At 53.4% G+C, this 24444-nt stretch carries 21 protein-coding genes; 12 read left to right on the top strand and 9 right to left on the bottom strand.

All coding sequences use genetic code 11. The annotated features are described in order from the left end of the window. Nucleotides 1–13: 13 nt before the first annotated feature. From HCN83_RS12250 to HCN83_RS12225, 6 genes are all read left to right on the top strand, one after another. A complete protein-coding gene (locus HCN83_RS12250) occupies nucleotides 14–1855 on the top strand; it encodes a sensor histidine kinase (protein WP_168007713.1) in 1842 nt (613 codons plus the stop codon). Next, nucleotides 1827–2543 carry a 5-oxoprolinase subunit PxpB gene (gene pxpB / locus HCN83_RS12245; RefSeq protein ID WP_168007711.1) on the top strand — a complete coding sequence of 239 codons (717 nt, stop codon included), beginning with the start codon at nucleotides 1827–1829 and terminating at the stop codon, nucleotides 2541–2543. The genes HCN83_RS12250 and pxpB overlap by 29 nt, the downstream gene beginning before the upstream one ends. After that, entirely contained in the window at nucleotides 2543–3301 is a 759-nt protein-coding gene (locus tag HCN83_RS12240) for a LamB/YcsF family protein (RefSeq protein ID WP_168007773.1), read from the top strand. The genes pxpB and HCN83_RS12240 overlap by 1 nt, the downstream gene beginning before the upstream one ends. After that, a complete protein-coding gene (locus tag HCN83_RS12235; protein WP_168007709.1) occupies nucleotides 3298–4239 on the top strand; it encodes a biotin-dependent carboxyltransferase family protein in 942 nt (313 codons plus the stop codon). Before HCN83_RS12240 ends, HCN83_RS12235 begins: the two co-directional genes overlap by 4 nt. 464 nt (nucleotides 4240–4703) lie before the next feature. Then, nucleotides 4704–8375, top strand: coding sequence for a chitobiase/beta-hexosaminidase C-terminal domain-containing protein (locus tag HCN83_RS12230; RefSeq protein ID WP_168007707.1), 3672 nt, complete (start codon nucleotides 4704–4706; stop codon nucleotides 8373–8375). A 310-nt stretch (nucleotides 8376–8685) separates the two neighbouring features. Beyond that, nucleotides 8686–9891: a DUF418 domain-containing protein gene (locus tag HCN83_RS12225; RefSeq protein WP_168007705.1), complete on the top strand. Its 1206-nt coding sequence runs from the start codon at nucleotides 8686–8688 to the stop codon at nucleotides 9889–9891. Here HCN83_RS12225 and HCN83_RS12220 read toward each other — a convergent pair. Continuing rightward, nucleotides 9863–10798, bottom strand: a complete 936-nt coding sequence (locus HCN83_RS12220) for an AEC family transporter (RefSeq protein WP_168007703.1) — start codon at nucleotides 10796–10798, stop codon at nucleotides 9863–9865. The genes HCN83_RS12225 and HCN83_RS12220 overlap by 29 nt on opposite strands. A 51-nt stretch (nucleotides 10799–10849) precedes the next feature. On the opposite strand from HCN83_RS12220, the gene HCN83_RS12215 reads away from it, so the two are divergent. After that, entirely contained in the window at nucleotides 10850–11587 is a 738-nt protein-coding gene (locus HCN83_RS12215) for a sulfite exporter TauE/SafE family protein (protein WP_168007701.1), read from the top strand. Between the two features lie 53 nt (nucleotides 11588–11640). On the opposite strand, the gene HCN83_RS12210 is transcribed toward HCN83_RS12215, so the two are convergent. Next, nucleotides 11641–12438, bottom strand: a complete 798-nt coding sequence (locus tag HCN83_RS12210; protein WP_168007700.1) for a carbon-nitrogen family hydrolase — start codon at nucleotides 12436–12438, stop codon at nucleotides 11641–11643. 121 nt (nucleotides 12439–12559) lie between these two features. Here HCN83_RS12210 and HCN83_RS12205 point away from each other — a divergent pair, with 121 nt between their 5' ends. Further along, nucleotides 12560–14023, top strand: coding sequence for a cryptochrome/photolyase family protein (locus tag HCN83_RS12205; RefSeq protein ID WP_168007698.1), 1464 nt, complete (start codon nucleotides 12560–12562; stop codon nucleotides 14021–14023). Here HCN83_RS12205 and HCN83_RS12200 read toward each other — a convergent pair. The 4 genes from HCN83_RS12200 to HCN83_RS12185 form a co-directional block, all read right to left on the bottom strand. Beyond that, nucleotides 14020–14691 carry a DUF2071 domain-containing protein gene (locus tag HCN83_RS12200; RefSeq protein WP_168007696.1) on the bottom strand — a complete coding sequence of 224 codons (672 nt, stop codon included), beginning with the start codon at nucleotides 14689–14691 and terminating at the stop codon, nucleotides 14020–14022. The two genes, HCN83_RS12205 and HCN83_RS12200, sit on opposite strands and share 4 nt — an antisense overlap. A gap of 13 nt (nucleotides 14692–14704) precedes the next feature. Next, a complete protein-coding gene (locus tag HCN83_RS12195) occupies nucleotides 14705–14917 on the bottom strand; it encodes an ion channel (RefSeq protein WP_168007694.1) in 213 nt (70 codons plus the stop codon). After that, complete coding sequence (locus HCN83_RS12190; RefSeq protein WP_168007692.1) at nucleotides 14901–15116, bottom strand: hypothetical protein; 216 nt, start codon at nucleotides 15114–15116, stop codon at nucleotides 14901–14903. Before HCN83_RS12190 ends, HCN83_RS12195 begins: the two co-directional genes overlap by 17 nt. 816 nt (nucleotides 15117–15932) lie before the next feature. Then, a complete protein-coding gene (locus HCN83_RS12185; RefSeq protein ID WP_168007690.1) occupies nucleotides 15933–16265 on the bottom strand; it encodes a metal-sulfur cluster assembly factor in 333 nt (110 codons plus the stop codon). A 119-nt stretch (nucleotides 16266–16384) separates the two neighbouring features. Here HCN83_RS12185 and HCN83_RS12180 point away from each other — a divergent pair, with 119 nt between their 5' ends. Then, on the top strand, nucleotides 16385–16861 hold the full coding sequence (locus HCN83_RS12180; protein ID WP_168007688.1) for an MgtC/SapB family protein: 477 nt from the start codon (nucleotides 16385–16387) through the stop codon (nucleotides 16859–16861). A gap of 104 nt (nucleotides 16862–16965) precedes the next feature. Here the strand turns inward: HCN83_RS12180 and HCN83_RS12175 are convergent, their stop codons facing one another. Next, nucleotides 16966–19035, bottom strand: coding sequence for a putative bifunctional diguanylate cyclase/phosphodiesterase (locus HCN83_RS12175; protein WP_168007686.1), 2070 nt, complete (start codon nucleotides 19033–19035; stop codon nucleotides 16966–16968). 102 nt (nucleotides 19036–19137) lie between these two features. Beyond that, entirely contained in the window at nucleotides 19138–19752 is a 615-nt protein-coding gene (locus tag HCN83_RS12170; RefSeq protein WP_168007684.1) for a hypothetical protein, read from the bottom strand. A 301-nt stretch (nucleotides 19753–20053) separates the two neighbouring features. On the opposite strand from HCN83_RS12170, the gene HCN83_RS12165 reads away from it, so the two are divergent. Further along, complete coding sequence (locus HCN83_RS12165; protein WP_168007682.1) at nucleotides 20054–20596, top strand: ComEA family DNA-binding protein; 543 nt, start codon at nucleotides 20054–20056, stop codon at nucleotides 20594–20596. A gap of 20 nt (nucleotides 20597–20616) precedes the next feature. Beyond that, nucleotides 20617–22017 carry a CAP-associated domain-containing protein gene (locus tag HCN83_RS12160; protein WP_168007680.1) on the top strand — a complete coding sequence of 467 codons (1401 nt, stop codon included), beginning with the start codon at nucleotides 20617–20619 and terminating at the stop codon, nucleotides 22015–22017. A 79-nt stretch (nucleotides 22018–22096) separates the two neighbouring features. Here the strand turns inward: HCN83_RS12160 and HCN83_RS12155 are convergent, their stop codons facing one another. Then, the gene (locus tag HCN83_RS12155) at nucleotides 22097–23023 is read right to left on the bottom strand and encodes an accessory Sec system S-layer assembly protein (RefSeq protein ID WP_168007678.1); all 927 of its coding nucleotides are present in this window, start codon (nucleotides 23021–23023) and stop codon (nucleotides 22097–22099) included. A gap of 499 nt (nucleotides 23024–23522) precedes the next feature. Here HCN83_RS12155 and HCN83_RS12150 point away from each other — a divergent pair, with 499 nt between their 5' ends. Then, nucleotides 23523–24251: an NlpC/P60 family protein gene (locus tag HCN83_RS12150; RefSeq protein WP_205774639.1), complete on the top strand. Its 729-nt coding sequence runs from the start codon at nucleotides 23523–23525 to the stop codon at nucleotides 24249–24251. Nucleotides 24252–24444: the final 193 nt, after the last annotated feature.

The following is a 24444-nucleotide window of genomic DNA, read 5'->3' as shown; positions in this document are numbered from 1 at the left end:
AAGGAGGGCCCGGATGGACGGAGAGAAGCGAACGTGGAGTTTGCGCGCCAAAATTATGGCGGTGCTGCTTCTGCTGACCGGTCTGTTGGTCAGCCTTTCTTTTTTCTTTATCCAGTCGCTAGGGGAAATTCACGACGTCAGTGAGTCGATCACCGAAGATCAGGTGCCTGAGCTCGTATGGCTTTCCCACTGGGAATCCCAAGTGCTGATGAAGGAACAATACATACAAATGGGCATTCAGACTGACTTTTGCTGCGGCTTTATTGAAGGTTATGAATCGTTCAGGGACGAGGGGGAGGCTTCAATGCGTGAGGCGTACGGCCCGCCTCCTGCTCAGCTCGAGCCTGCGAATGTGCAGCTGCAGCGGCTCGATTTTCTCGTATTTAATCAGGTTAGCGGCCTGCTCGATATCGGCAATGAAGCAGAGGCGGCGAGCTTGTTAGAAACAGACTACATGGATGAGCTTGAGACGTTTCGAGTCAGACTTGCAGCTGAACGGACACAGGTGACGGAGATGCTGGAGACACAGCAGGGGAGGTTTACTTCCATCATTCAGGAGTCGCTCGACCTGCTCGTCCTGACGGCTGCAGCCGTATTCGTGCTGGCGCTCGTAGCGGCCTATCGGATCAGTTCCGGGCTGACGAGACCGGTCAACCGGCTTCAGCGCGAGCTGCACTATATCGCAGAAGGAAACTACGGCGAACAAATAAGCGGCGTGAACCAACCGGAGCTTATTCCGCTGGCTCATTCGGTCAACAAGCTTTCCGAGCAGTTGAAGCGTTCTTTTGATCTTCTTATTCTCGATAAAATGTACCGCGAGCAGATTTTGGATTCGCTTCCGGTCGGCGTCGTGACGTCCGATGAAAAACGAGGCGAAATCCGCCTGAATAAAACGGCGCGCGACGTGCTCGGTGCAGGGTTTAATAAAGACGAGCTGCCGGAGCTTGCGGCGAGGCAGGACGGCATGCAGAACTTCTGGAAGCTGTTGTCGTCAAAAGAAATTTTTCAAAATGAAAAAGTGTTCGTGACAAATGAGAAGGAGGAAGAGCAGATTTTCCTCTGCTCACAGGCAGAGCTCGTCAATGAGCATCGGGTGACGATCGGCAAGCTGTTTTATTTCATCGACATCACCGACACGGAGGCACTTGAGCAGCAGGTGCAGCATACGGAAAAGCTCGCCCTCGTCGGTTCACTCGCTGCAGGGGCGGCTCATGAAATCCGCAACCCGCTTGCTGTGATTGACGGCTTTTTGAAGCTGATGCAGCAGTCGCTGCCGGAGGAGGAGCGGGAGCGGTTCAGGCTGGAGCTTTTGCTGAAGGAAATTACCCGCATCAACGGCATCATTGAGGATATGCTGCTGCTGGCGAAGCCTCGTGACCCGTCCTATGAGGAGCTTATTCTCGAAGACGTCGTCGAAGAAATTATGCCGCTTGTGGAACGGACGGCGGAAACGAAAAACATTGCGTTCACACTTGATATGGAACGGGTGCCGGTGCAGGCAGACCCGGATCAGATTAAGCAGATTTTTCATAACCTGATCCGCAACAGTGCGGAAGCGATGGACGGAAAGGGAAAAATATCGATTTTCGGTCAGCGACGGAGAAATCTTTACTGCGTTGAGTTCGTAGATGACGGCCCTGGTATTCCGGACAGTACACAGGAGCAGCTCTTTTCACCGTTTACGACAACGAAAAAAAATGGAACAGGTTTAGGTCTGCCGATCGCAGAACGGATGATGGACAATCATCAAGGCTCGATTTATTTAATGGAATCGCAGCAAGGCAAGACGTTATTCTGTCTTGAATTTCCACTGGAGGAGGGACCGTATGAAGCCGATGATCCACGCTTACGGTGATACCGCTGTACGTGCAGCCTTTCCACCTGAAACGGCCGCCGCAGATGTGCGCATGCTGACACAGCTGCTTCAGAAGCATCGTCCGCGCGGGGTGCGCGAATGGGTGCCGGCCTTTCATGCTGTGACGATTTTTTACGATCCGCTGGAGTCTGATCCGGACACGCTGGCAGACGACATAAACCAGCTTCTTCAGGCCCAGCAGGAGACGGAATCGTCACAGGGCGTGTGCTGGGAGCTCCCGGTCTGCTACGGCGGATCTTACGGAGTGGATCTTACGGACGCGGCAGCAAAACTGGAACTGACAGAAGAGGAGCTTATCTCACGGCATACAGCGCCGGTTTATGCGGTGCGCATGCTCGGGTTTATGCCAGGCTTTCCGTATTTGGAGGGCATGGATGAAAGCCTCACCCTCTCTCGTCACGCGAAGCCAAGACGGGAGGTGCCGTCCGGATCGGTCGGGATTGCCGGCAGTCAGACCGGTATTTATCCGCTCGCTTCCCCCGGGGGCTGGCAGCTGATCGGGCGAACGCCTGTCAGACTGTATGATAACCGGCGGGAACCGCCGGTGCTGCTTGAAGCAGGGGATACCGTCGTCTTTAAGCCCGTAAGTGAAGACGTGTATACGCGCATTTGTGAGCAAATAGAAGCAGGGGCCTACGAGTACAGGAAAGGGGCGCGGCAGCCGTGATGATCGATATGAACGGCGACGGAGGCGAAAGCTTCGGCGCCTATGAATTAGGAAATGACGAACAGCTGATGAGATCGATTACCTCGATTAACATTGCGTGCGGCTTTCACGCAGGTGACCCGCAGGTGATGAAGCGGACGGTAGAGCTCGCTGCCGCAACAGATACGGCGATCGGGGCTCATCCTGGATTTCAGGATCTCGCCGGCTTTGGCCGGAGAATGATGGCAGTGAGTCCGGAAGAAATCTATGCACTCGTGCTGTATCAAACCGGCGCGCTGCAGGCTTTCTGCAGAGCTAATGGCACGCACGTCCGCCACCTGAAGCCGCACGGTGCGCTGTATCATCATGCTGCCGCTGACGAATATGCAGCAGAAGCAGTCGTCCGTGCAGCAGAAGCTGCGGGAGTACACGCGATTTTTGCACCGCCGGGCAGCCAGCTGGAAAAAGCGGCTATGGCACAGGGCCTCACGGCAGTTCGGGAAGCGTTTGCGGACCGGCGCTATGAGCCGGACGGCACGCTCAGACCGAGAACGAAGCAGGGGGCGCTGCTTGAAAGCGCGGAGGAAGCAGCGGTCCAGGCAGAGGATATTGCGTTGCGCCGGCAGGTAACCGCCTCAGACGGCCGCATCATAAAGCTGGAAGTCGAAACAATCTGCGTGCACGGAGACAGCCGACACGCCGTCGAAACCGCACAAGCTATACGGTACCGGCTTGAACAGGCCGGAGTAAACGTCACTGCACCGGAGGCGGTCGTATGAAATCAATCACGATTACGAAGCAGGGACTTTTAACAACTATTCAGGATGAAGGCCGATTCGGCCAGCTCCGTCACGGAATACCAACTGGCGGAGCTGTAGACCGCTGGGCGCTTCGCTGGGCGAATCTGCTCGTCGGCAACACAGCAGGAGCGGCTGGCCTTGAAGTGACGATGATGGGACCGGAGCTCACGGCAAATGACGATCTGATCATCGCTGTAACCGGTGCTGACTTGTCCCCGGAGCTGGATGGCAGTGCGCTGCCGATGTGGACATCGGTGCCGATGAAAAAGGGATCGAGGCTTGCGTTTCGCGAGCCGAAGCAGGGAGCAAGAGCATATATCGCCTTTCACGGCGGCATTTCCGTACCGCTTGCCGCAGGCAGCCGCTCTACGTTTGTACGTGCCGGTCTGGGCGGACTGGACGGGCGTGAACTTCGGTCGGGAGACGTCCTTGACATCGGAGCGGCGTACAAAATGCCAGGACGCAGAAGGCTGCCTTTCGAGCTGCAGCCGGATTACAGCAGGCGGACGCTGCGCATCATTGAAGGACCGGACCAGGAGCTGATCGGATCCTCTGCGCTGCAGGCATTTTATCAGACCTCTTTTCATGTCAGCAGCGAGCTCGACAGGATGGGGATCAGGCTCAAGGGGCCGGAGCTTCCGATTGCAGGAGGAAATACCGGCGTATCGGATGCCACTGTCCCCGGCATGATCCAGCTCCCGTCAGGAGGCAGTCCGGTTCTGCTGCTTGCCGACCGGCAGACTTCAGGCGGCTATCCACGCATCGGCGCCGTCATTCAGGAGGATCTGTCCACTGCGGCCCAGCTGATTCCGGATGATGAAATTGGTTTTCGTGCCGTTACACTCGAAGAAGCGCACGAGCTTTATAAAAAACGGGAGTCCATCTGGAGGCTGATGCAGCGGCTTCACGCCGTGTGACTTTCCTATAAAGTTTAATGCAATCGTATGTAAATACCCCTTTCTGAGTCTAAAGACGCAGGAAGGGTATTTTTATGAATGAATGGAAAGAGAGCGCTCAGCATGGGACGGCTTAAGGCATCGCTTTTACCAAGGTGCCGGCTCAACAGTGTATTATTTATGTGGACCGAAGGGTGAAAGAGACAGTTGTTTTCACATCCAAATTTATCCTGAAAAACAGGCTTATCTTGTTTTAGTGTGAAGCAAGGATGAATATTGTTACAGATGTAAACGGATACATAAAACAGCGCCAGCTCACAGAATTGTTCGAAATCGATGCAGGGCAAGGAATGACGAAAGTACGTTCGTATAAAGCGCAAGGGACATAAGGCACCGTCAAATAGGTCTGTCATCTGAAGTCCTGCATGGCAGGAAAAGGAGGTGCGTGCTACGCTCAACTCATACCTTAAAAGGAGGACATACATATGCATACGATGCAGCACACCGCAAAAAAACTGCTAGTTATTGTACTGGCAGCAGCGCTGATGATTTCCGGCTACCTTCCGGCCGCATCAGCACAAGGTCCGGATCGGGAAGTCCGCTCCGTTGACGTGAAGGATGAAACAAGTTTCACCGTTCAGTTTGATAAAACCTACCCGGCAGGGATTCCTGCAGAAAGGATGCTGGATATTTCCGTTGAGCTGGACAACGGAGAGACGCTAGAGCCGGAAGTAACGGATCAGGAAGTTACCCGTCAAAACCGCTCCGAGCTGACCGTTTTTCATGAGAACGACAGCCTGGATGGTCTTGCAGGTGAGCTCATCGTAAACGGTACAGCAGCTTCGTTTAACTTTGCGCCTGAAGAAGATGAAGACGAAGAAGACGGCATGTCCATCGCTGACGTCCGCAGCCAGGAAGTCGGCGCGGATGAGTTCTGGACCGTTTCCGGTGAAGTGACGGCCGCGTTTGAAGAGGGTGGTCAGACAAACATGTACATCGAAGACGAGACGGCAGCTCTTCTCGTCCGCGGATCGGAACTCGGAAGCCGCTATGACCGCGGCGACGTTGTATCGTTTACAGGAACACTGGATGAGTTCCGTGACATGAAGCAGCTGCTTGTGACGGACTCCGAGCTCGTGGAAGCAGATGTGAACGCGATTGAACCTGAGCTGGTAGATGCTTCCTTTTTTGAGCAGGATGCAGACGATGTGCAGGCAAAGCTGATTCAAATCGAGGATGTATCCGTACTTGATAATACCGATTTTAACGACTTTGACGCACTTGACGGCGACGGAAACGATTTTCGCTTACTCGGTGCGTGGGGTGATCTGCTGGAGCAGACAGATTATGATCTGATCACCGGCGTCGTGAACTATCATTTCTGCGAAAATAAGCTGATGCCTCGCGACAATGCGGACATCCTGGAAGATGCCGGAATGGTGCAGGCAGTCACTGCTTCTCCTGATTCCGGGGAAGTTGCTTCCGGTACGGAAGTGACGCTCCGCACGGCAACGAGCGGCGCAGCTATTTATTACACGGTCGATGGCTCTGACCCGACGACGGACAGCACGCTTTATGAAGGGCCGATTGTCGTAGATGAGGATATGGAAATCCGCGCTGCGGCATTCCGTGAAGACCTGGAGCCGAGCGCGGTGCAAACCTTTACGTACACGCTTCGCGCAGAAGCTGGTGAGGTGGAAATCTACGATATTCAGGGGTCCTCCCACATTTCACCGTATGTCGATCAGGCAGTCCGCGGTGTCGAAGGGATTGTCACGCACACGCAAAACAACGGCTTTTATTTCCAAAGCGCTGAATCGGACGGCGACGTGAACACGTCTGAAGGGGTGTTTGTTTTCCGCTCCAATCACGGAACCTCTGTCGGCGATCTCGTTGCAGTTGACGGAACCGTCGTCGAGTGGGAAGAAAACGGTTTTGATGGAAATGATGATCTCACGACGACGCAGATTACAGGATCTGCGATCAACGTGATCTCAAGCGGCAACGATGTGCCCGATCCGATTGTGATCGGCGTAGACCGCGACATTCCGGAAGTGCTCACAGCTGATCCGGATACGTACGATATTTACGACCCGGCTACCTTTGATGCAGAAGCAAATGCACTCGACTTTTACGAAAGCCTCGAAGGCATGCTCGTCGAAATTCCAGGACAGGTTACCGTTACTGGACCGCAGAAATACGACGAACTGACGGTTATTTCGGAAGAGTGGGGTATTGAAAACCGGACGGATTCCGGCGGTGTCTACCTCGAAGAATCAGCTTTTGACGCAGAGCTGAACACGGAAATTATGTTTGTTAACGCACCGCGCGGCACGGTCGCAAAAACAGGCGACTATTTTGAAGAGAGCATTACAGGCGTCATCGGCTACAACTTCGGCAACTTCAAGCTGGAGCCAGTAAACGGCCTGCCGGAGCTCATGGACGGCGGAAACGAGCGCCGTGATGAAACGACGATCTCATTTGAAGACGATCAGCTGACTGTTGCCACGTACAACGTGGAAAACTATTATCCTGGTGTTCCGCGTGAGAAAACAGAGCGTCTAGCCAACTCCATGGCGAACGAGCTGAACGCACCGGATATTATCACGCTCGTCGAAGTAATGGATAATGATGGTACGACAGACAGCGGTAATACAGATGCGAGTGAAAGCTATCAGAGACTGATTGATGAAATTCGCAGCCAGGGTGGACCGCAGTACGCGTGGACGGACGTCGCGCCGGTTGACGGCATGGACGGCGGTATTCCGGGCGGCAACATCCGCGTCGGTCACATTTACCGCACCGACCGCGTCCAGCTGGCAGATGACAGCGTCGCTGATCCGGAAGAAGCGGTGCAAATTGCCGAAGACGGCAGCCTGAGCCACGGCACCGGCTTTATTGACCCGGGCAACGATGCATTCCGCAGCTCCCGCAAGCCGGTCATTTCGGAATTTGTCTTTAAAGGCGAGCCGGTCTACGTGATTGGCAACCACTGGAACTCGAAGCGGGGCGACCTTGCTCCATTCGGCATGGTCCAGCCACCGGTACAAGGCAGCCGCGAGCAGCGTCTGGAAATTGCGAACGTTATCGGGGACTTTGTCGCAGAGCTTAATGAAAAGGCGGAAGATCCGAACGTCGTTGTGCTTGGAGACTTTAACGATTTCCCATGGTCCCCGCCGGTTGAGGCGCTTGTGGATCAGGGCGGGCTGTACAACGCGATTTACGAGCTGCCGCGCAGCGAGCAGTATACGTATAACTACAACGGAAGCTCCCAGTCACTGGATTCCATTCTCGTCTCCGACCATCTGCAGGATGGGCTGGATGTCGATGCGATGGCGATTAACTCCGAGTTCATGGAAGTGCACGGTCGTGCGAGCGACCATGATCCGATCATGGTCCAGCTGACGATTCCGGACATCGACCCGGACTACGACATGGGCGACGTAACGCCTCCGGAAATCCGCTTCGTGGATGAGGCGCTGAACGAAAATCCATACGTGGAAATCAATGCCGGCGATTCTTTTGACGTGCCGGAAGTGACAGCCGTCGATGACGTTGACGGCGACATCACGGATCAGGTGGACGTAACGAACAACGTCGATCCGGACCGTGCCGGCAGCTATACCGTCCGCTACGAAGCGGTCGACAGCTCCGGAAACCGCGGTCTGCTCACGCTGGACGTGCGCGTTCTCTCTAACGAAGCTGCACTGGAAACATTGGAAAATGCTGATTTCGAACAGTGGGAAAGCGGACTGCCCGTTGCCTGGTTCGGCGGAGCGAGCAACATCGCTCAGTCGCGGGTAAACGAGTCTGATGATGCTTTCTCCGGTGAAAAAGCAGCGCAGCTTGTGAACACGGGCACGTCGCACAACCGCTTCACATCCGAGCGCTATCAGATTGAAGCAGATGCGACGTACACAGTGACGTTTCAGGTGAAGGGCACCGGCGAAATCCGGAATGCGATGTTCGCGGAAGGACTGCACGGAAACAACTACAGTAACTACTCTCCGTATACGGTGCTTGACGGCAGAGACTGGACGGAAGTGACGTGGGAATACACAGCACCCGGCGATGCAGAAGCCGAGCTGATCTTCTCCGTACGCAGCACCGATGACGAGCATCTCGTCATCGATAATGTACAGATTGAAAAACAGTAAGAGGGAAGCACGCTGCGGATCTCCTCCGCAGCGTGTTTTTTCGGGATTCGGGTGCGGCGGCAAGCTTGCAAAGTAACGTAACAGGGAGGCAACGTAACTGACGCAACGTAACGCCGATCAAAAGGAACATCCGGACCAATCATCCAACTGCTTGATAAGGAAACCGGGCAGGCACCCGGTCTGATCCTTGCAGAAGGAAGCGTTTCGGTACAGCGGCCCGAAACGCTGCCGATCGATGAGAAATTTTCCAAGCGGCGGGGAAACATAGTATAGTAGAACGTGGAACGTACAGAAAAGGGGTGTGGGAGGCATGCGTGGAGTCGAACAACACGAGCGGGTGGAGACGCTCGACATCATCCGCGGGATTGCGCTGATGGGGATCTTGCTGATTAACGTACATATTATGACGTCTCTTGATTTTTTCAAAGAGGCGTACGGAATTCAGGCGCAGCCGGAAACGGCGTTCGATAACATTCTGGCGGCACTGATTGAATTTTTCATTGAAGGATCATTTATTTCGACGTTCTCGATTTTATTCGGGATCGGTTTTTACTTATTTATGACGCGAGCAGAAGCGAAGGGGTGGCCGGAGCGGCGCTTGTTCGTCAAGCGGCTGCTGGCACTCGGTGTGTTCGGCCTGCTGCACCTGATCGTCTTCTGGGTCGGGGACATTTTGCTTTACTACGCTGTCGGCGGATTTTTCCTGCTGCTGTTTTATAAAGTGAGAGAGAAGTTTCTGCTCGTCTGGAGCCTGGTGCTGCTCGGGGTATTTTTCTTATTTTACTCAACGCAGCTGCTCATTCCGGACTCGTTCATGAAAGCGATGCAGGCAACCGGCTACAACGTGTTGGACGAAGCAGAAGCTGCCTATGAAGTGCCGTTTTTTAGCGCGGCGTACTGGCAGTTCCGGTTTCAGGAAGAAGTGCTGCTTGTGCTTGGGCAGATCCCTTTGTTGATTCCCTACGTGCTCGGCCTGTTTTTATTCGGGTTTTATGCAGCAAAAAAAGAGTGGTTTCAGCGTGCTGCTGAAAAGCGGATCGTGTTTAAGCGAATGCTCATCGGCGGACTGATCGCCGCGGTGCCGTTTCTTGCGCTGATGATTCCGATGCGTTTATCCGATACGTTCTTTACGGATCCGGGAGTCATTTATCAGTATGACCTGCTGCTCCGGATCGGCTCTCTGCCGCTTGCGCTCGTCTACATCAGCGCGATTACGTTGTACGTCACGTCCCGCGGCGCTGGGCCGCTGCTGAACCGGTTCGGTGCGATGGGGCGCATGGCGCTGACGAACTATTTGAGCCATACGGTATTGATCGTCCTCTTCATTCACGTCAGCGGCCTGTTCAATACGCTGACTGTCACAGGCAACGTCATCGTCGTGATCGCCGTGGTCGCCCTCCAGCTCTGGTGGAGTCCGATCATTCTGAGGCGCTGGCAGTATGGCCCAATGGAGGCGCTCTGGCGTAAGCTGACGTATGCCGGCAGCTCTAAAAAAGCAACAGACTCACATACGTGATAAGCGGAATCGTCGCAAGGGATAAAATCGTGGAAAACGAGATCGTCATGACCGCCGTATCCTCCTGATCGGTGTAGCGGGAAAAGAGGATTGCCGCGAGCATAAAGGTCGGCATGCTTAACGAAATGATCAGCACGTTGCGCGTGAGCTCGGCCAGTGGAAGCGCAGCGAGCAGGAGCAGCATGAGCCCTGGAAACAGAAGCAGCCGGAAGACGAGCGGGAAGAAGACGGCTGCTTCGATCCGGAACCCGGTTCTAGCAAGCAGCTGCTGCAGCAGAATGCCGATATAGAGCATAGCAAGCGGCGCCGCGAGTCCGGAAAGCAGCTCAACCAGCTGGCGTACGACGGCAGGCGGTTCAAAGCCGATAAAGGCCGAGCTGATTCCGACAATGACGGCGGCAAGCGGCAGGTTCAAGAGCGACTTCAGCTGACGCAGACGAAAGCTGCTGCCAGCCTGCAGCAGATAGATCGCGACGGTAAAAACGACAAAGTCGAGTCCCGCGTCGACGACAGCTGCGAGCAGGCCGCCGACCGGACCGAAGATTGTTGCGCAAAGCGGGATGCCGATAAACCCGGTATTGCCGAGTGCGGCAAGCACGGTCAGCTGCCGCGCTTTTGTGCTTGTAAAGCCGAGCAGTCTCGCCATGCCGAGAGCGAGTACGACGGCAGCAAGATGCAGCCCGACGGAAAGACCGAATATGATCCCTACCTGGCGGAGCAGGTCATCGGACACATCAGTGTTGAATACACCGTTTAAAATGACGGATGGGACCGCGACGTTCAGCACGGTGATGACGAGAACCTGTTTTGCCTGCGTGCCGATTTCCATTCTGGAGGAAAGCAGCACGCCTATTCCAATAATAATGCCCATCACAGAGATGGCGGTCGCGACGGTGATGACGTCCATAAAGTCCTCCTCAGCGGCTGAAAATGATAAATAGAAAGCAAGGTTTTATGTATGTGGATCGAACTGTTACTGATTACCATTATTCTACTGGCAGGAAGCTTTGTCCAGGGGGTAAGCGGCTTCGGATTTGGCCTGATTGCGATGAGCTTCATGCCGCTTATTTTTACCGTTAAGGACAGCACGCTGCTCGTCGTTTCTCTTGCACTTGTGGTGTGTACAAGCATCGCCTGGCAACTGCGCCGGCATATCGTCTGGCGCTCGCTGCTCGTCATTCTATCAGCAGCATTCGTCGGCCGCTTTGGCGGATTTCTCGTTCTCTCCGCGTACGGAGAGCTTGACGTCATGCGCGACATACTCGGCTTGTTTCTTTTGCTCGTAACGGCCTACTTATTTTTCGGGAGTAAATATGCGCAGATGCTTCCAAAGGAAACGATCTGGATTCCGGTCGTATTTGGCTTTCTCGGCGGATTTGTCGGCGGCATTTATGCCGTCGGAGGCCCATTTTTCGTCGTCGTCATGATGCTGCTGTTCGCAGACAGCAAATACCGCTACAGCGCCAACCTGCAGGTCACGTTTTTCGTGACCAATTTAACGACGGTGCTGCTGCATGCGTTTAACGGAGATTTCTCCTCCGAATTTCCATTTTATTTCGCAGTCGGACTGCTGACGGTGCTCGTCGGCACTAGGCTCGGCGTCGCCTGCTTCAAGAAGCTGTCGCAGGATAATATGCGCCGCATTGCAGGGATCACCGTTGCGCTCGCCGCGGTTAACCTGATCTTTTTCCAGTAATCTGTCCGAAACGAAAACACCACCGGAAGCCTGATGCGCCGGTGGTGTTTTTCCTATTGGCGGTATAAATCCGTTCGTCTGTCCTGAAAGACGGGAATGTTTTCGCGGATCTCCTGCACGTCTTCGGTATCAAACTCCGCGTAAAGCGTCGTTTCCTCTTCGCCGGTTTCAGCGAGTACTTCACCGAGCGGGCTGATCACGAGGGAATGGCCGCCGAACGCATTGTTTGGATCCGAACCGGTGCGGTTGCAGGCGACGACAAAGACCTGGTTTTCAATCGCGCGGGCAATCAGCAGTGCACGCCACTGCTCAATCCGCGCTTTCGGCCATTCGGCGACGACGTAAAACACGTCCGGTGTAAACTTCGGATGCAGCATGTGCGTGCGCATCCATTCCGGAAAGCGGATGTCGTAACAGATAAACCCGGCCGCATAGCCGTGCTCCAGCTTAAACATACCGCCCTCGTCTCCCTGCGTCAGGTGCTTTTCCTCATTCATAAGCCGGAACAGATGCGCTTTGCTGTATTCCTTGCGGAGACCGCCGTGGCGGTTAAACACGAGCAGCGTATTGAACGTACCGTCTTCCGTTTTTTTCGCCACAGAGCCTGCAATCAGGTTCACACGATGGCCGCGGGCAAGTTCCTGTAAAAATAAAATTGTGTCCGAAGCTTCGTCCTCGAGCTCTTCTTTAATGAAATCAAAGTCATAGCCGGTCGTCCACATCTCCGGCAGGACGATCACGTCAGCTTTTTCTGCGACGGCGTCTTCCACCGCTTGTTTGACCTTCCGCCGGTTCGCCCCGGGATCACCGAAGACGACGTCCATTTGTACGAGTGCTGTTTTGATTTTCATGTCTCATCCTCCTCTGTCCTGCTTCTTTTTCCCTGTCTCCATTATACATAATCCAAGACTGCTTGTTTCTTTCCCGGCACAGCGGGGAATAGAGCACGTAACAGAAGCGAGGTGAAAAGGCATGGAACTGGTTTGGCTGCGCAGCGATTTGCGCGTACATGATCACGCTCCGCTCTCAGAGGCGCTCGAAACCGATACCCCGGTAATGGCAGGCTATCTATTTAATCGGCGGCGTCAGGAGCTGACGGAAGCAGGGTTCGCGCGTGAAGATACGAAACGGCATAAATTTTTAATCGAGTCTCTGCTGGAGATTCACCAGCAGCTGTCCCAAATCGGCGTACCGCTTATGCTTGCTGAAGGAGAGGCCGGCCAGGAGGCGGCAGACTGGATTGACCGCTTTCACGTTACGCGGATCCACGCTTACACATACCCGGGAACAGAGGAACAGGTGGACGAAAAGGCGGTGGCGGAAGCAGCGGAACAAGCCGGCATTCCCGTCATCTGGTACGAGGGCGATACGCTGCTGCATACAGAGGATCTGCCGTTTGCCATTTCCGAGCTGCCGAAAGGCTTTTCCGGCTTCCGCAAAAAAGTGGAGAAGCAGGACATTCTCCCGCGCGAGGAGGCCGCGGCGCCAAAGGAACAGCAGCCCCTTTATCTGGAAGAGCACGCCGCATCGGGCGAAAAACTGATGGAAGCGTTCCGCAGCCTCGATGTGCAGACGTTCGTCAACGGCGGCGAGCAGGAAGGGCTGCGCCGGCTGCAGGCTTATTTATTCGAATCGCGCGATATTCTCGATTATAAGGAACGACGCAATGGCATGCTCGTTTTTAACGACAGCTCGAAGCTTTCACCGTGGCTTGCTTCCGGCTCACTTTCCCCGCGTAGAGTCTATTGGGAGCTGAAGCGGTTTGAGGAGGAAGTACACGCTAACGACTCGACCTACTGGCTCTTTTTCGAGCTGCTGTGGCGGGACTTTTTTCATCTGCTCATGCGAAAAAAGGGCAGAGATATGTTTCTGGCAGAAGGGCTTCAGCAGCTGCCGATTGAATGGAAGCTCGATAAAGAGCTGTTTCAGGCTTGGTGTGACGGGATGACCGGCTATCCGCTGATCGACGCGTCGATGCGTCAGTTAAAGGAGTGCGGCTTTATGTCCAACCGGGGCCGTCAGAATACGGCGAGCTTTCTCACGAAAAACCTCGGCATCGACTGGCGCTGGGGTGCTGCCTGGTTTGAAGCGCACCTGCTCGATCACGATGTCGCAAGCAACTACGGCAACTGGCAGTATGTCGCCGGTGTCGGATCGGATGCAAAGGAATTTCGCGCGTTTCACGTCGTCAATCAAGGCAAACGCTACGATTCAAAAGGTGACTTCGTCCGCTTCTTTCTGCCGGAGCTCAACTATGTCCCGAATAAATACATTTACGAACCGTTTAAGCTCGATGAAAGAGGATTGAAGGAAGCCGCGGTCGAGCTCGGACAGACATATCCGTTTCCGATCGTCGACCTGGATGCGTCGCTTGAGGAGCGAAAGCAGGCTTTTCATCAGGCACGGAGCCAAAAAAAAGAGCGGGTCAGCCGTTAGAGCTGAACCCGCTTTATTCCTGCCGCGGTAACGGCGAGCTTTCTGCTGTAGAGTGGATCCAGCATACGGCCAGGCTGCATATTCCGCGATGAAATCGTATTATCGAGTATCGTCATTGATGCCTTCTGAAGCGGCCACGGACGGTGCTGGATGTCTCCCTGCCAGATCGACCCTGCTTTTTTCGTGAAAAAATGATAGCGTTCCGTTGCCCACCATGCGAAGCTGCCGTGTTCCGCTTCAAACACGGGACTGTCCGGACGGTAGCGGACGTGAAACGTTTCCCCCTGCTTCTGCCGGTGCTGAAACGAAACGGCTCCTTTGTCGCTTACGTGAAAGCGGGCAGGCCGGTACGGCAGCAGGAAAAATGTATTCGCAATCCGATTGGCGAGCGGGTGACTCGCATCTAAAAAGAAAAAATAAATGCCGGGCCGACCGTTTACGCGGACGTAGGTTCGTAAGTTCAGTTCCGGAAAAGACAGGCGGGACAAAGCTGGCAGACGGGTAAGCGAGATGCCCGTCATCCAGAACGGAATAATGCCGAGTACCGCCCGGCCGTTGAACGTATCGAGCTCCATTCCTTCCGGGAGCTGCGCCTGGAAGGCCTCTGCGTCAGCCTCCCAATGTAAAAACAAAACGTGCTCCCACTGCATCGTCAATAGGGGTTTCACGGCGTTAGCTCCTTTACTTATGCTTTTCCTGTATCTTTTCCCCGAGCATCGTCATGAAAAACGCAGACGGCACGAGCAGCCCGAGCGCTGCCTGAAGCAGGGCAAAGAAGCGGGCGGCGCCGATCGGAACAAAATCACCGTAACCAACGGACAAAATCGTCACTCCGCTGAAGTACAGCAAGTCCATAAAGGACGGGTCCCAGAAATCATCAGTCGGGTCGTTCACGTGCAAGATCGGACCTTGCAGATTCAGTATTTAGTAAATGAATGTAAATCCGATGGTAATCGCGGTGAGCACAAAAAAACATATGAATAAGCAGCCCCATATGAACGCGGCTTCCCTGAAAACGTTTATGTCGCAAGTAGCTGACGAGTGTCGCCCCGAGCAGGAGCAGCGTCAGACCGACAAGTATCATCGTAACCATGTTTAATCCTCTCCCTTCAACGACTCTATACCCGTCTCCAAGCCAATTATCACAGCGCAAACGAAAAAAGCTCCGCGGCGCACCGCGGAGCTTTAGCTGTTGACAAAGTAAATCTTCTTACGTGTTTATTCGTTTGGTTGTCTTTCCCCTCTTCTTACCGAGCCTGCCGTGGACTTGTCCTCAGCCATTTCTCAGGGGGATCCTGTATGAATGGAAGATAGGCACGTAGGATGGCGCGGCTTCACACGGACACAGGCTTCTCGCGAGAAGCCTTTAAGACCCGGTCCGGTTCCACTCGCGCTTTTCATGCCGTTCAAGATCGAACGGCTATGAGGCTTCACTCGTGCGTTCATGCCGTTCACAGATCTGAACGGCACTGAATCTTCAGACTGCTTGTTGCTCCCCCGCCGGACACGTCTGAGAAAACAGATCTGCTTATTGAAGTATAACGTTACGATAGGCAGACGCGACTGCTTTTTGGCTTTATTGATGAATTCGATAACGTACAGGCAGTGCTGTTCCACGTAGAAACATCGCATAACGAAAGGTTCATCTGCATCTTATAAGCTCGTGCCAACCGTAACGACACAGTTGAACCGTACTGCCAGCTGCCGACATCGAAGGGCCTCGACTCCGTGAGGATCAGAACGAGGTGAAGATCCAGCGCTTCCGACAGCAGGAGGAAGCGATTAGCTGAGCCCGTTCCCTCCGGAAAGCGAGTGCCCGTAGATACAGGCAGATGCAACATGATTCACCTAAACCGACTTTGTCTAAACTCAGAGCTCCGCGGCGCACCGCGGAGCTCTGTTTTTCTTTTTAGTTGTCGGCTACACCAAGGGCAAGCTTCGCATAGCGGGACATCATTTTTTTATCCCACGGAGGGTTGAACGTGATCTGCACATCGACCTCTCCGATTTCCTGAATTTCCTGAAGCTCCTGCAGCGCTGTTTTAATATCGCTTACGATTGTTCCTGCAAGCGGGCAGCCCATGGAAGTCAGGGTCATCAGAACCGTGACGTTATCGTTGTCATCAAGCTGGATTTCATAAATGAGCCCGAGATTGACGATATCGATGCCTAGCTCCGGGTCCACCACGTTTTCCAGCTCGGCCATCACTCTTTCTTGCAGTTCTTCTTTTTCTTCGCTCATCCGCGCCACCTCCTGTACTCTCTATGATACTAAATAACCGGGTAAAATGAAAATCGTCTGTTTAAGAAAAGACAGTTTCCGGTATACTTACAGTAACACATGGAAGGGAGTGGCTGGTTATGGTGGATATCACGTCAGTCGGCAGTTACGTTACCCCGTACGCGGTGATGCTGCTGCAAATTATCGGCAGCGCGGTCATTGGCTTTCTGATCGGCTGGGACCGCTACTCCAAAAGCAAACCAGCCGGCATCAAAACATATATGTACGTCTGCGCCTCCTGCTGCCTGATCACGCTGATTTCGATACACAGCGTCGTACACTTTTCAGAGATGTCTGACAATATCATGATGGATCCGATGCGTCTCGCGGCGCAGATCGTTTCCGGACTTGGCTTTCTCGGTGCGGGCGTTATTTTAAAAGACGGCTTTAACGTGACGGGACTGACGTCAGCGGCGATGATTTTTTTCGTCGGCGGAGTCGGCATCAGTATTGCGGCCGGATTTTACGGTCTTGCTGTAACGGCGGTTATCGTGACAATTTTGCTGGCGCGCGTCGGCAATCTGATTGAGGAAAAAATGGACGGTAAAGTAAGCTGATCGTTTGTACGAAAAAGCACAGCTTTGCCTGCGAATCTGGGCTGGCTGTGCCATTTTTACTACGGCTGTCTCCGTGTATCACCTGAGACAGCTTTTTTCGTTGTTCAGGAGGTGAGATCCAAGTCGTAGCGGATGGTTATCTCCGAAGCGGGAACGGGACGCTGGAAGAGAAAGCCTTGACCGTCCTGACAGCCCATGAGCTTCAGGGCAAGCAGTTCTTCGCGGGATTCGATTCCTTCACAGACTACGTGCAGACCGGTCGTTGCTGCGAAATCGATCATTAATTTCACGATCGCCTGATCTTCCGGGGACCGGGTCAGACGCGAAATAAAGCTGCGGTCAATTTTCAACGTATGCACCGGCAGCTGCTGCAGGTACGTAAGCGACGACAGACCGGTGCCGAAGTCGTCTAACGCAAGCCGGAAGCCGAACGCGCGGAGATCCTCCATTTGGGCAACTGCTGTTTCCAGGTTGCGCATCATCGCCGTTTCCGTGATTTCGAGTTCAATTCGGCCGGGATCGAGCCCGTAGCCGGAGACGATATCCTGAATCCGTTTGTTCGCACCGACCGCCTGAAAGTGGACCGGAGACAGGTTCAGGGCCGCTTCCCGGACAGGTACACTGGACTGATCCCACTCCAGAAGCTGCCTGCAGACGCGGTGCAGCATGTATTCGGTCAGAGGCACAATCAGTCCGGCCCGCTCTGCGGCTGGGATAAATTCACCCGGTGAAATCATCCCCAGCTCCGGGTGCGTCCAGCGGGCAAGCGCCTCTACTTTTTCTGAGCGCATCGTCTGCAAATCGACTTTCACCTGGTAATATGCTTCGAGCGTCTCTTCGGTAATCGCATGCCGAAGCTCCTGAATGATCCGTTCTTCACGAACCTGCTCGGCTGCGTCTTCATCGTAAAACACAATGTCCCGCTTCGTTCGCAGTGACGTTCTGAGCGCGTGATCCAGTTCCTTCAATAATTCAGCGAGCGGTTTTTTATCAACTGCACAGGCAGCACCTGCAGAAAAGGTAAGCTCCATGATCTGATTTGATTCCGGGAGCTCCGCCTGAATCGGCTGAGCAAGCTCGGCGATCGATTCACGCATGGCCTCTTTTGGTGCAGAGGGGAGGAATACGGTAAAGCGGTTTTCCTCCGTCTTGTAGAGCTCGGCCTGGAGCGGAAGTTTCTTTTCCAGTGCCTCAGCCGCCTGCTTTGTCAGACGGTCCGCCGCAGCATAGCCGTAGTTCAGCGACCAGTCTTTCATGTCGTTAATCTCCAGCGCACAGGCAACACCGAAGCGCTGAAGAGCGGCAGCAGAGAGTCCTTCCAGCTGGCGGCGGTTGGCCAGTCCGGTTGCGGCATCCGTAAACGTCATCCGGTTAAACCAGCGATTTTCACTGTATAGAATAAACTGTACCGCGACAAAGATAGTGCCGGCTGTAAACAGCGTTGCGGCACCAAACACGTTCGTTGAGCTTACCGGCTCCGGCTGAATAATGGAGCTCATGCCGGTGGGAAGACAGAAATCCGTACCTGCCATGCCGGTATAGTGCATCGAAGCGATCGCAAGGCCCATCACCGACGCGACCAGCGCCCGGACGGGAATCGAGCGGATATTTTTCGTCAGGGAAAACAGGAGCAGCGCCGCAAACGATACGACGACCGCGACGGTAGAGGCGGTGACAACGAGTGCAGGAGAATGAGTCACGACACCTGCAAACGTGACGGCGTGCATGCCGCTGTAATGCATCGCGACAATCCCGAAGCCTATAAAAAGGCCTGCCGCAAGAATGGTGAGCGCCCGCAGCTTCAGGCGGTGCAGCACGAAAAAGGCGGTAAACGCAGCGATAATCGCAGGCAGCACGGAAAAGGCCGTGAGCCACCAATTGTAGGTGAGCGGAACGTACAGCTGAAATGCCGACATCGCGATGAAATGCATCGACCAGATCGAGACGCCCATCGTGACGGCACCGATCCCCATCCATAAAAACTGATTCTTTGATGAATGAAGGATGGTTAATCTCGTATTAATCTCCAGTGCCACATAGGAACCGACGATGGCGACGACCACCGAGAACAGCACAAGCCTCCAGTCATAAAGCACGTCTAACACGATAAGCGATTCCTGCACGACCTCACCTGCCTTCTTATACAGTCTGTTTAAGTAAGGCAAGTATAGCATAAGTATCAGGCCAATAGTAGTATGATAACTGGCTTTTTCGTCGTTTACAGTCCTATTTATGCATGAGAAAAACAGGGATTATCAGCCGAGGGTGTGCAAATGTTATATATTGACCGTGTTCGATCCGGTAACCGTATACAGCGCTGTAAGATAAGCCTCCGAATATTCACGGAGCTGAAGGCTGGAGGCGGCTGTAGAAAGCTCGCGCTCGTGAAACCGGCAGAAGGCATCGGTGCCTCCAGGAAAGGACTGTAAAACAGCTTCACGATCGATAAAACCGTTTTCTTCCCGGATATATGCGGCGTAGCTGGAGCGTGCTCCGGCATCGGGGGAAGGATGGTAATCGTGCAAAACCGGCAGGAGATGATGATACTTGACGGTTTCGAGCAGGCTGCGGCGTGTAACAAGCGTCCGGCATTGAAAATCGCTGCGGACGAGGCCGCGGCCTGACTCTATCAGGGAGTTGTGGTAACGGGCGGCTAGCTGCTGCAGAAGGCGGAGCGGCCGAATACCTTCGTGCTGTAACGTCAGGTGAAAAGCATCGTCTAAGACAGTGTAGCTTAACAGAGAAAATGGCTGCTTTTGCTTCATGGAAGCGGTTATGTGCAAAAGCAGGTCGAGCTCGGCGGCAGTTTCCGCCAGTCTGGGTGAGCGCAGGCGCAGGGCATGGACAGCAGGTGAGGTCACAGGACATCGTTCCTTTACTGAAAATGTCATGAAGAGGCATTCGCTTAGGGGAATTCTGAAGGAATGTGGGAAAATGAGGAAGCACATAATGGTCATCACGACTTATAAAAACCAGGCTCATGCGGGCCAATGGTTTCAGCGTCTTGTATTATTCGACATAAACGCTTAAAATCCTGCCTGAACCTGCTGTTATACCGGTTTGTTTCCAGGTATAATGTGGAATATGATAAAAAAGACCTGATACAGGAGGATACAGCTGCGGAAGGCTGATATACTGTTTCACACAGCCGGCCGCAGTTTCAGACTGCCTGTACGGAAGGAGACCTGGAACATGCTTAAGAAAATCATCGCTTTTTTAACTGCAGCAGGAGCAGCCTATAAGTTTTTCCCTGCCGTACGACGCAGCCTGCTGAATTGGCTGGAGGATGAGCCGGTAAAGGCACCGGGTAAAGAAGAGGCTGATTCAAACGTGCAGGAAGAGGATTCAGCACCGGCAGAGGAAAAGGAACAGCCGGCTGAATCAGAGTCAGATGGCGGCGCAGAAGCCGCTGAGGAAGAACCGGAGAACGATGCAGCATCGGACAGCGAACCGGAAGAGGATTCGGAAGTGCCGCAGGAAGACGAACAGAGTGAATCAGAGAGCAAAGCGGAAGCTGATGAAGAGGACGATGAGGTTCTTATTCATCCAAACCGAACCTATGAAGAGGAACTGCTTCAGATTCCCGGGGTTGGTTCTGAGCTTGCAGCAAGCTTTATTCGGGAACGTAAAGAGAACGGAAATTTTGAGAGCATCGACGAACTGATCCGCGTAAAAGGCATCGGAGCGAAAAAGCTGGAAGAACTCCGCCGCTACTTTACGATGGAGGATGCGTAAGGATAAAGGAGTTTTGCGTGATGCGTCATCGACGAGCAGCAACACCCGGATTTTCTATTTTCTTTTTCTTCGCCGTTATCGTATTTGTATTCTGGTTTCCTTTTGATGAAGTAAGTGATGTCCGGGAGCAGGAGCCGGAGCTTACGACGACGATGGGATCGGAGGATGTCACGATAGACGGAGGCCTTATCCTGGACGACGTGCCGATGGTGCCGTTCCACGATACGATGACGGAGCTTGAGGCCGAGCTCACGTGGAATGAAGAGGAAAACCTGTATACCGCAGAGCGGGAAGGCGTCATCTTCCAGTTCGCGCCGGAAGACGAAGAAATAAACGTGAACGGTGATTATGTCGAACTGGAAAAGCCGGTTTACAGCGCCGATGAGGACCAGTATCTGCCGCTTTCCTTCCTGGAACAGACTCTGGATGTCGATACGGATTTTCAAGAGGGACAGGACCGTGCTGTTATTCATGACGGACGCAAGGAAGTAACGGTGATGATGAGCCGCGCTGGTTCAGATGCGCCGGAACTGGGAGAGGCACCGTCCGAGCATGAACAGGAGCCGGAGGAAGAACGGGAAGTAATTGAAGTGAACGGTGTTGCGATCGGTGACAGCGCCGAGGACGTGGAAGCGTTGTTCGGTGAGCCGGAGCGTGTGATGGAAAGCCATTACGGCTTTGACTGGCACAGCTATCATGAAGGCTATGACAACTTCCGTCTGATCGGGATGGAGGATGGCGAAGTCACGGCGCTTTACAGCAATACAGAATGGCAGCTGCCGGACGGATCGATGCCGGCGGACGAAACCGAGGCACGTGAGGCACTAGGCGAACCTGCCGCATATATAACGAAAGGCAATACGCGTTATTCTCAGGCAGAGAGCGACGAGTTTGATTTATTTGAAACAGAGGAAGGCTATTTAACGGTATTTTACGATGTGCATCAAAACATGGAAGTGGCCGCGATTCAGCTGATTGAGACCGAAACGGAGCAGTCGCTGGACGGCTACTACGGCGAAGGCTCTGAAGCAGCTGCAGAAGAAGCATCGGCGCTCATGTTTGAAGTCGTGAATGCGGACCGTGTTGAACACGGCCTTGACCCGCTTGACTGGAACGACGAGGTTGCAGAGGTGGCGAAAGCGCACAGCAGCGACATGGCGGAGCGAAACTACTTTGCGCACGAATCTCCGGAAGGCCAGTCGCCGTTTAACCGGATGCGGGAAGCAGGGTTGAACTATTCCAGAGCAGGCGAAAACCTGGCGTCGGGACAGGCGAGTGCAATTTTTGCCCAGCAAGGCCTCATGAATTCAATGGGCCACCGCGAAAACCTGCTCAGCCCTGATTTTGAACAGCTCGGCGTCGGAGCCGATTACGGCGAAGATGACCGGCCGTTCTTCACGCAAAAATTTCACACGCCGTAGCGAAAAAGCCGTCCATCCGGGCGGCTTTTTCATATGCTCGCAATAGAAAAACGCCGCAGACAGCTGCGGCGTTCGGTGATTATTCTTCGGTTTTGTCTTCTTCCTTTTTACGTTTCGGCGGATACGCCTTCCACTTCGTCAGATCAGGCTTTTCCTTTAGCAGCATGCGCTCTGGAAATACGAAATTCCAAGGCGTTGTCGTATGTGCTTTCACCTGAAGCTTCGGCTTAAGACGGAAGCCGCCGCGGGCAGCGATTTCTCCTGTTGCATCTTCTACCTGAAGCGGGAGTGTCTCAATATTCACGTTACGGTCGCTGCCGTTTCGGATCAGCATCGTAACGTGCAGTTCTTTCCGATCCCGTAAAAATGTAGCGCGGAGTCCGACGAAGTTAACCTGTCCATGCTTTGGCGGCTTCATGTTGTCGACGACCTGCTTCAGCTGACGCTTGTTTTCCGCTGTCAGTCGTTTCCGCCAAGCAGGCGTGAGTGAGAGCTGATGCTCTGGAATTTCTTTCTTTTTCTTCTTAAAGACGAGCTTCCAGCCGCTCTCCGGCACATCGTGACCGAACATATCTTTTTCGCCGAACGTAAATGTATATGGCCGGCTGCTCATGGCAGGCAGCTCGCCGAGGTCGGTCAGATCAAACTCTTTGCGGCCAAGCAGCGTGTCCGCTTCGTCGTAAAGCTCGATGACCGTATACTTAAATGCAGCGCTTTTCTCAAGCGTCTGACGAATGAAAGCAAGAAAGACATAGTCGCCGTCTTCCTGCTGGTCCCAGCGGATTCCGGCAAGCGAAAGCTGGTCTTTTTGCAATTCATTCAAATCGCCGTGCAGTTTTTCAAATGCGGCCTGGTCGGTTTCGGTTACGTCCCAGTCCGGGTGCAGCGAAAGCTCTGTTTGTGCAGGCTCGTCGTTTTCCTCTGTTCGTTTTTTCGGAGAAGCTGCGGTCTCTGCACCGAGCAGCTGAAGCTCCTCAACAGGTGTATTTTCTGGAAAATAGCTCATGATTGTCCCTCCATGCATGTAATCAAACTTTCTTATGTAAGGCTGTCGCTGTCCAGTATAGCATGAAAGCGATGCCGATGAAGCCGGACGAACGATAATCTTTCAGAAAAATAACTATTTTCCCATGATGCCGTATCAGCTCTGCAGCGGAAGAAAGCATAATGCTATAGTAGAAAAGGGAATTGAGGGTATTTCACAATCAATTCACTCAATAGAACCAGCCATTTTGATGCTAAATTAGCTCTGTAACAAACAAATAAACGGTCGTACGACAAGTTTTGTCCTAATTAAAGGACTTTAAGAACATTTAAAAGGAAATAAATGGTTCAAATAAGACGAATTGTTACATAAGCATGTCAGGTTGATTGAAGTTTGTTGTCATTTTCTAAAATAGGTTTATTTCTCTGAAGAAATTTAATATGATTAATCTCGTTAGCAGGAAACCTAAAACAAAAACAAAAAATATAAAAACAAAATAAGAAAGTGGGAGACGAAAAACATGAAAAAACTTATGATGACATTGGCAGTTGCAGGTGCGATTTTTATTGCTCCGGAAGTTACAGAAGCTTCAGTAAAGATGGGTGACCGCGGAAACAGCGTGGAAACACTTCAGCAGTCTCTGGCAAGCCAGGGCTACAACAGCTCTTCTAACATTGACGGCGTTTTCGGACCTAAGACACTCGCAGCTGTTCAGGCGTATCAGCTTTCCAACCGTATCTCCAGCCCGCGCGGTAACTTCTTCGGCGTAGCTGGTCCACGTACGCTCAGCTCCCTCGGCGTATCAGGCGGAAGCAATAACTCCACTGCGGCGAGCTCTTCCAGCTCAAGCAGCAACAGCAGCCAGTCTACTTCTGTAGCAGGCGCAAGCTCTTCAAGCAGCAACAGCGGTGTCATCTCTACAGCGCGCAGCCTCGTCGGCAGCCCGTATGTATGGGGCGGAACAAGCCCGCGCGGATTTGACTGCAGCGGATTCATTCAGTACAGCTTCGCACAGAACGGCAAGAGCGTGCCACGTACAGTAGCACAAATGTGGAACGCCGGATCACGCGTATCCAGCCCATCTGTCGGCGATCTCGTATTCTTTGAAACTCGCACAGGCCCGTCTCACGCAGGAATCTACCTTGGAAACAACCAGTTCATCCACTCTGGTTCTTCTACAGGTGTAACAGTTTCCAGCCTGAGCAACCCATACTGGAGCCGCACTTACATCGGTGCGCGCAGCCTCTAATACGCTTTTTCATGCAGCCTCCGTCCGGAATTCCGGGCGGAGGCTTTTTGTATGCTCGGTCCTGAACGGCGAGATCAGACAAACATCCAACAGCCATCCAGCTGAAACCGCCTCTGAAAGATCGTTTTTAACAAAGGCAGGCAGGAGCCTGCGGAGGTGGATGGAGGATTTGGGGATGGGGGGTGACGGGAGG

Source organism: Alkalicoccus luteus, from assembly GCF_012034335.1.
In the GTDB taxonomy this organism is placed as follows: Bacteria; Bacillota; Bacilli; order Bacillales; family Salisediminibacteriaceae; genus Alkalicoccus; species Alkalicoccus luteus_A.
This window is presented reverse-complemented; position numbering and strand designations above follow the sequence as displayed.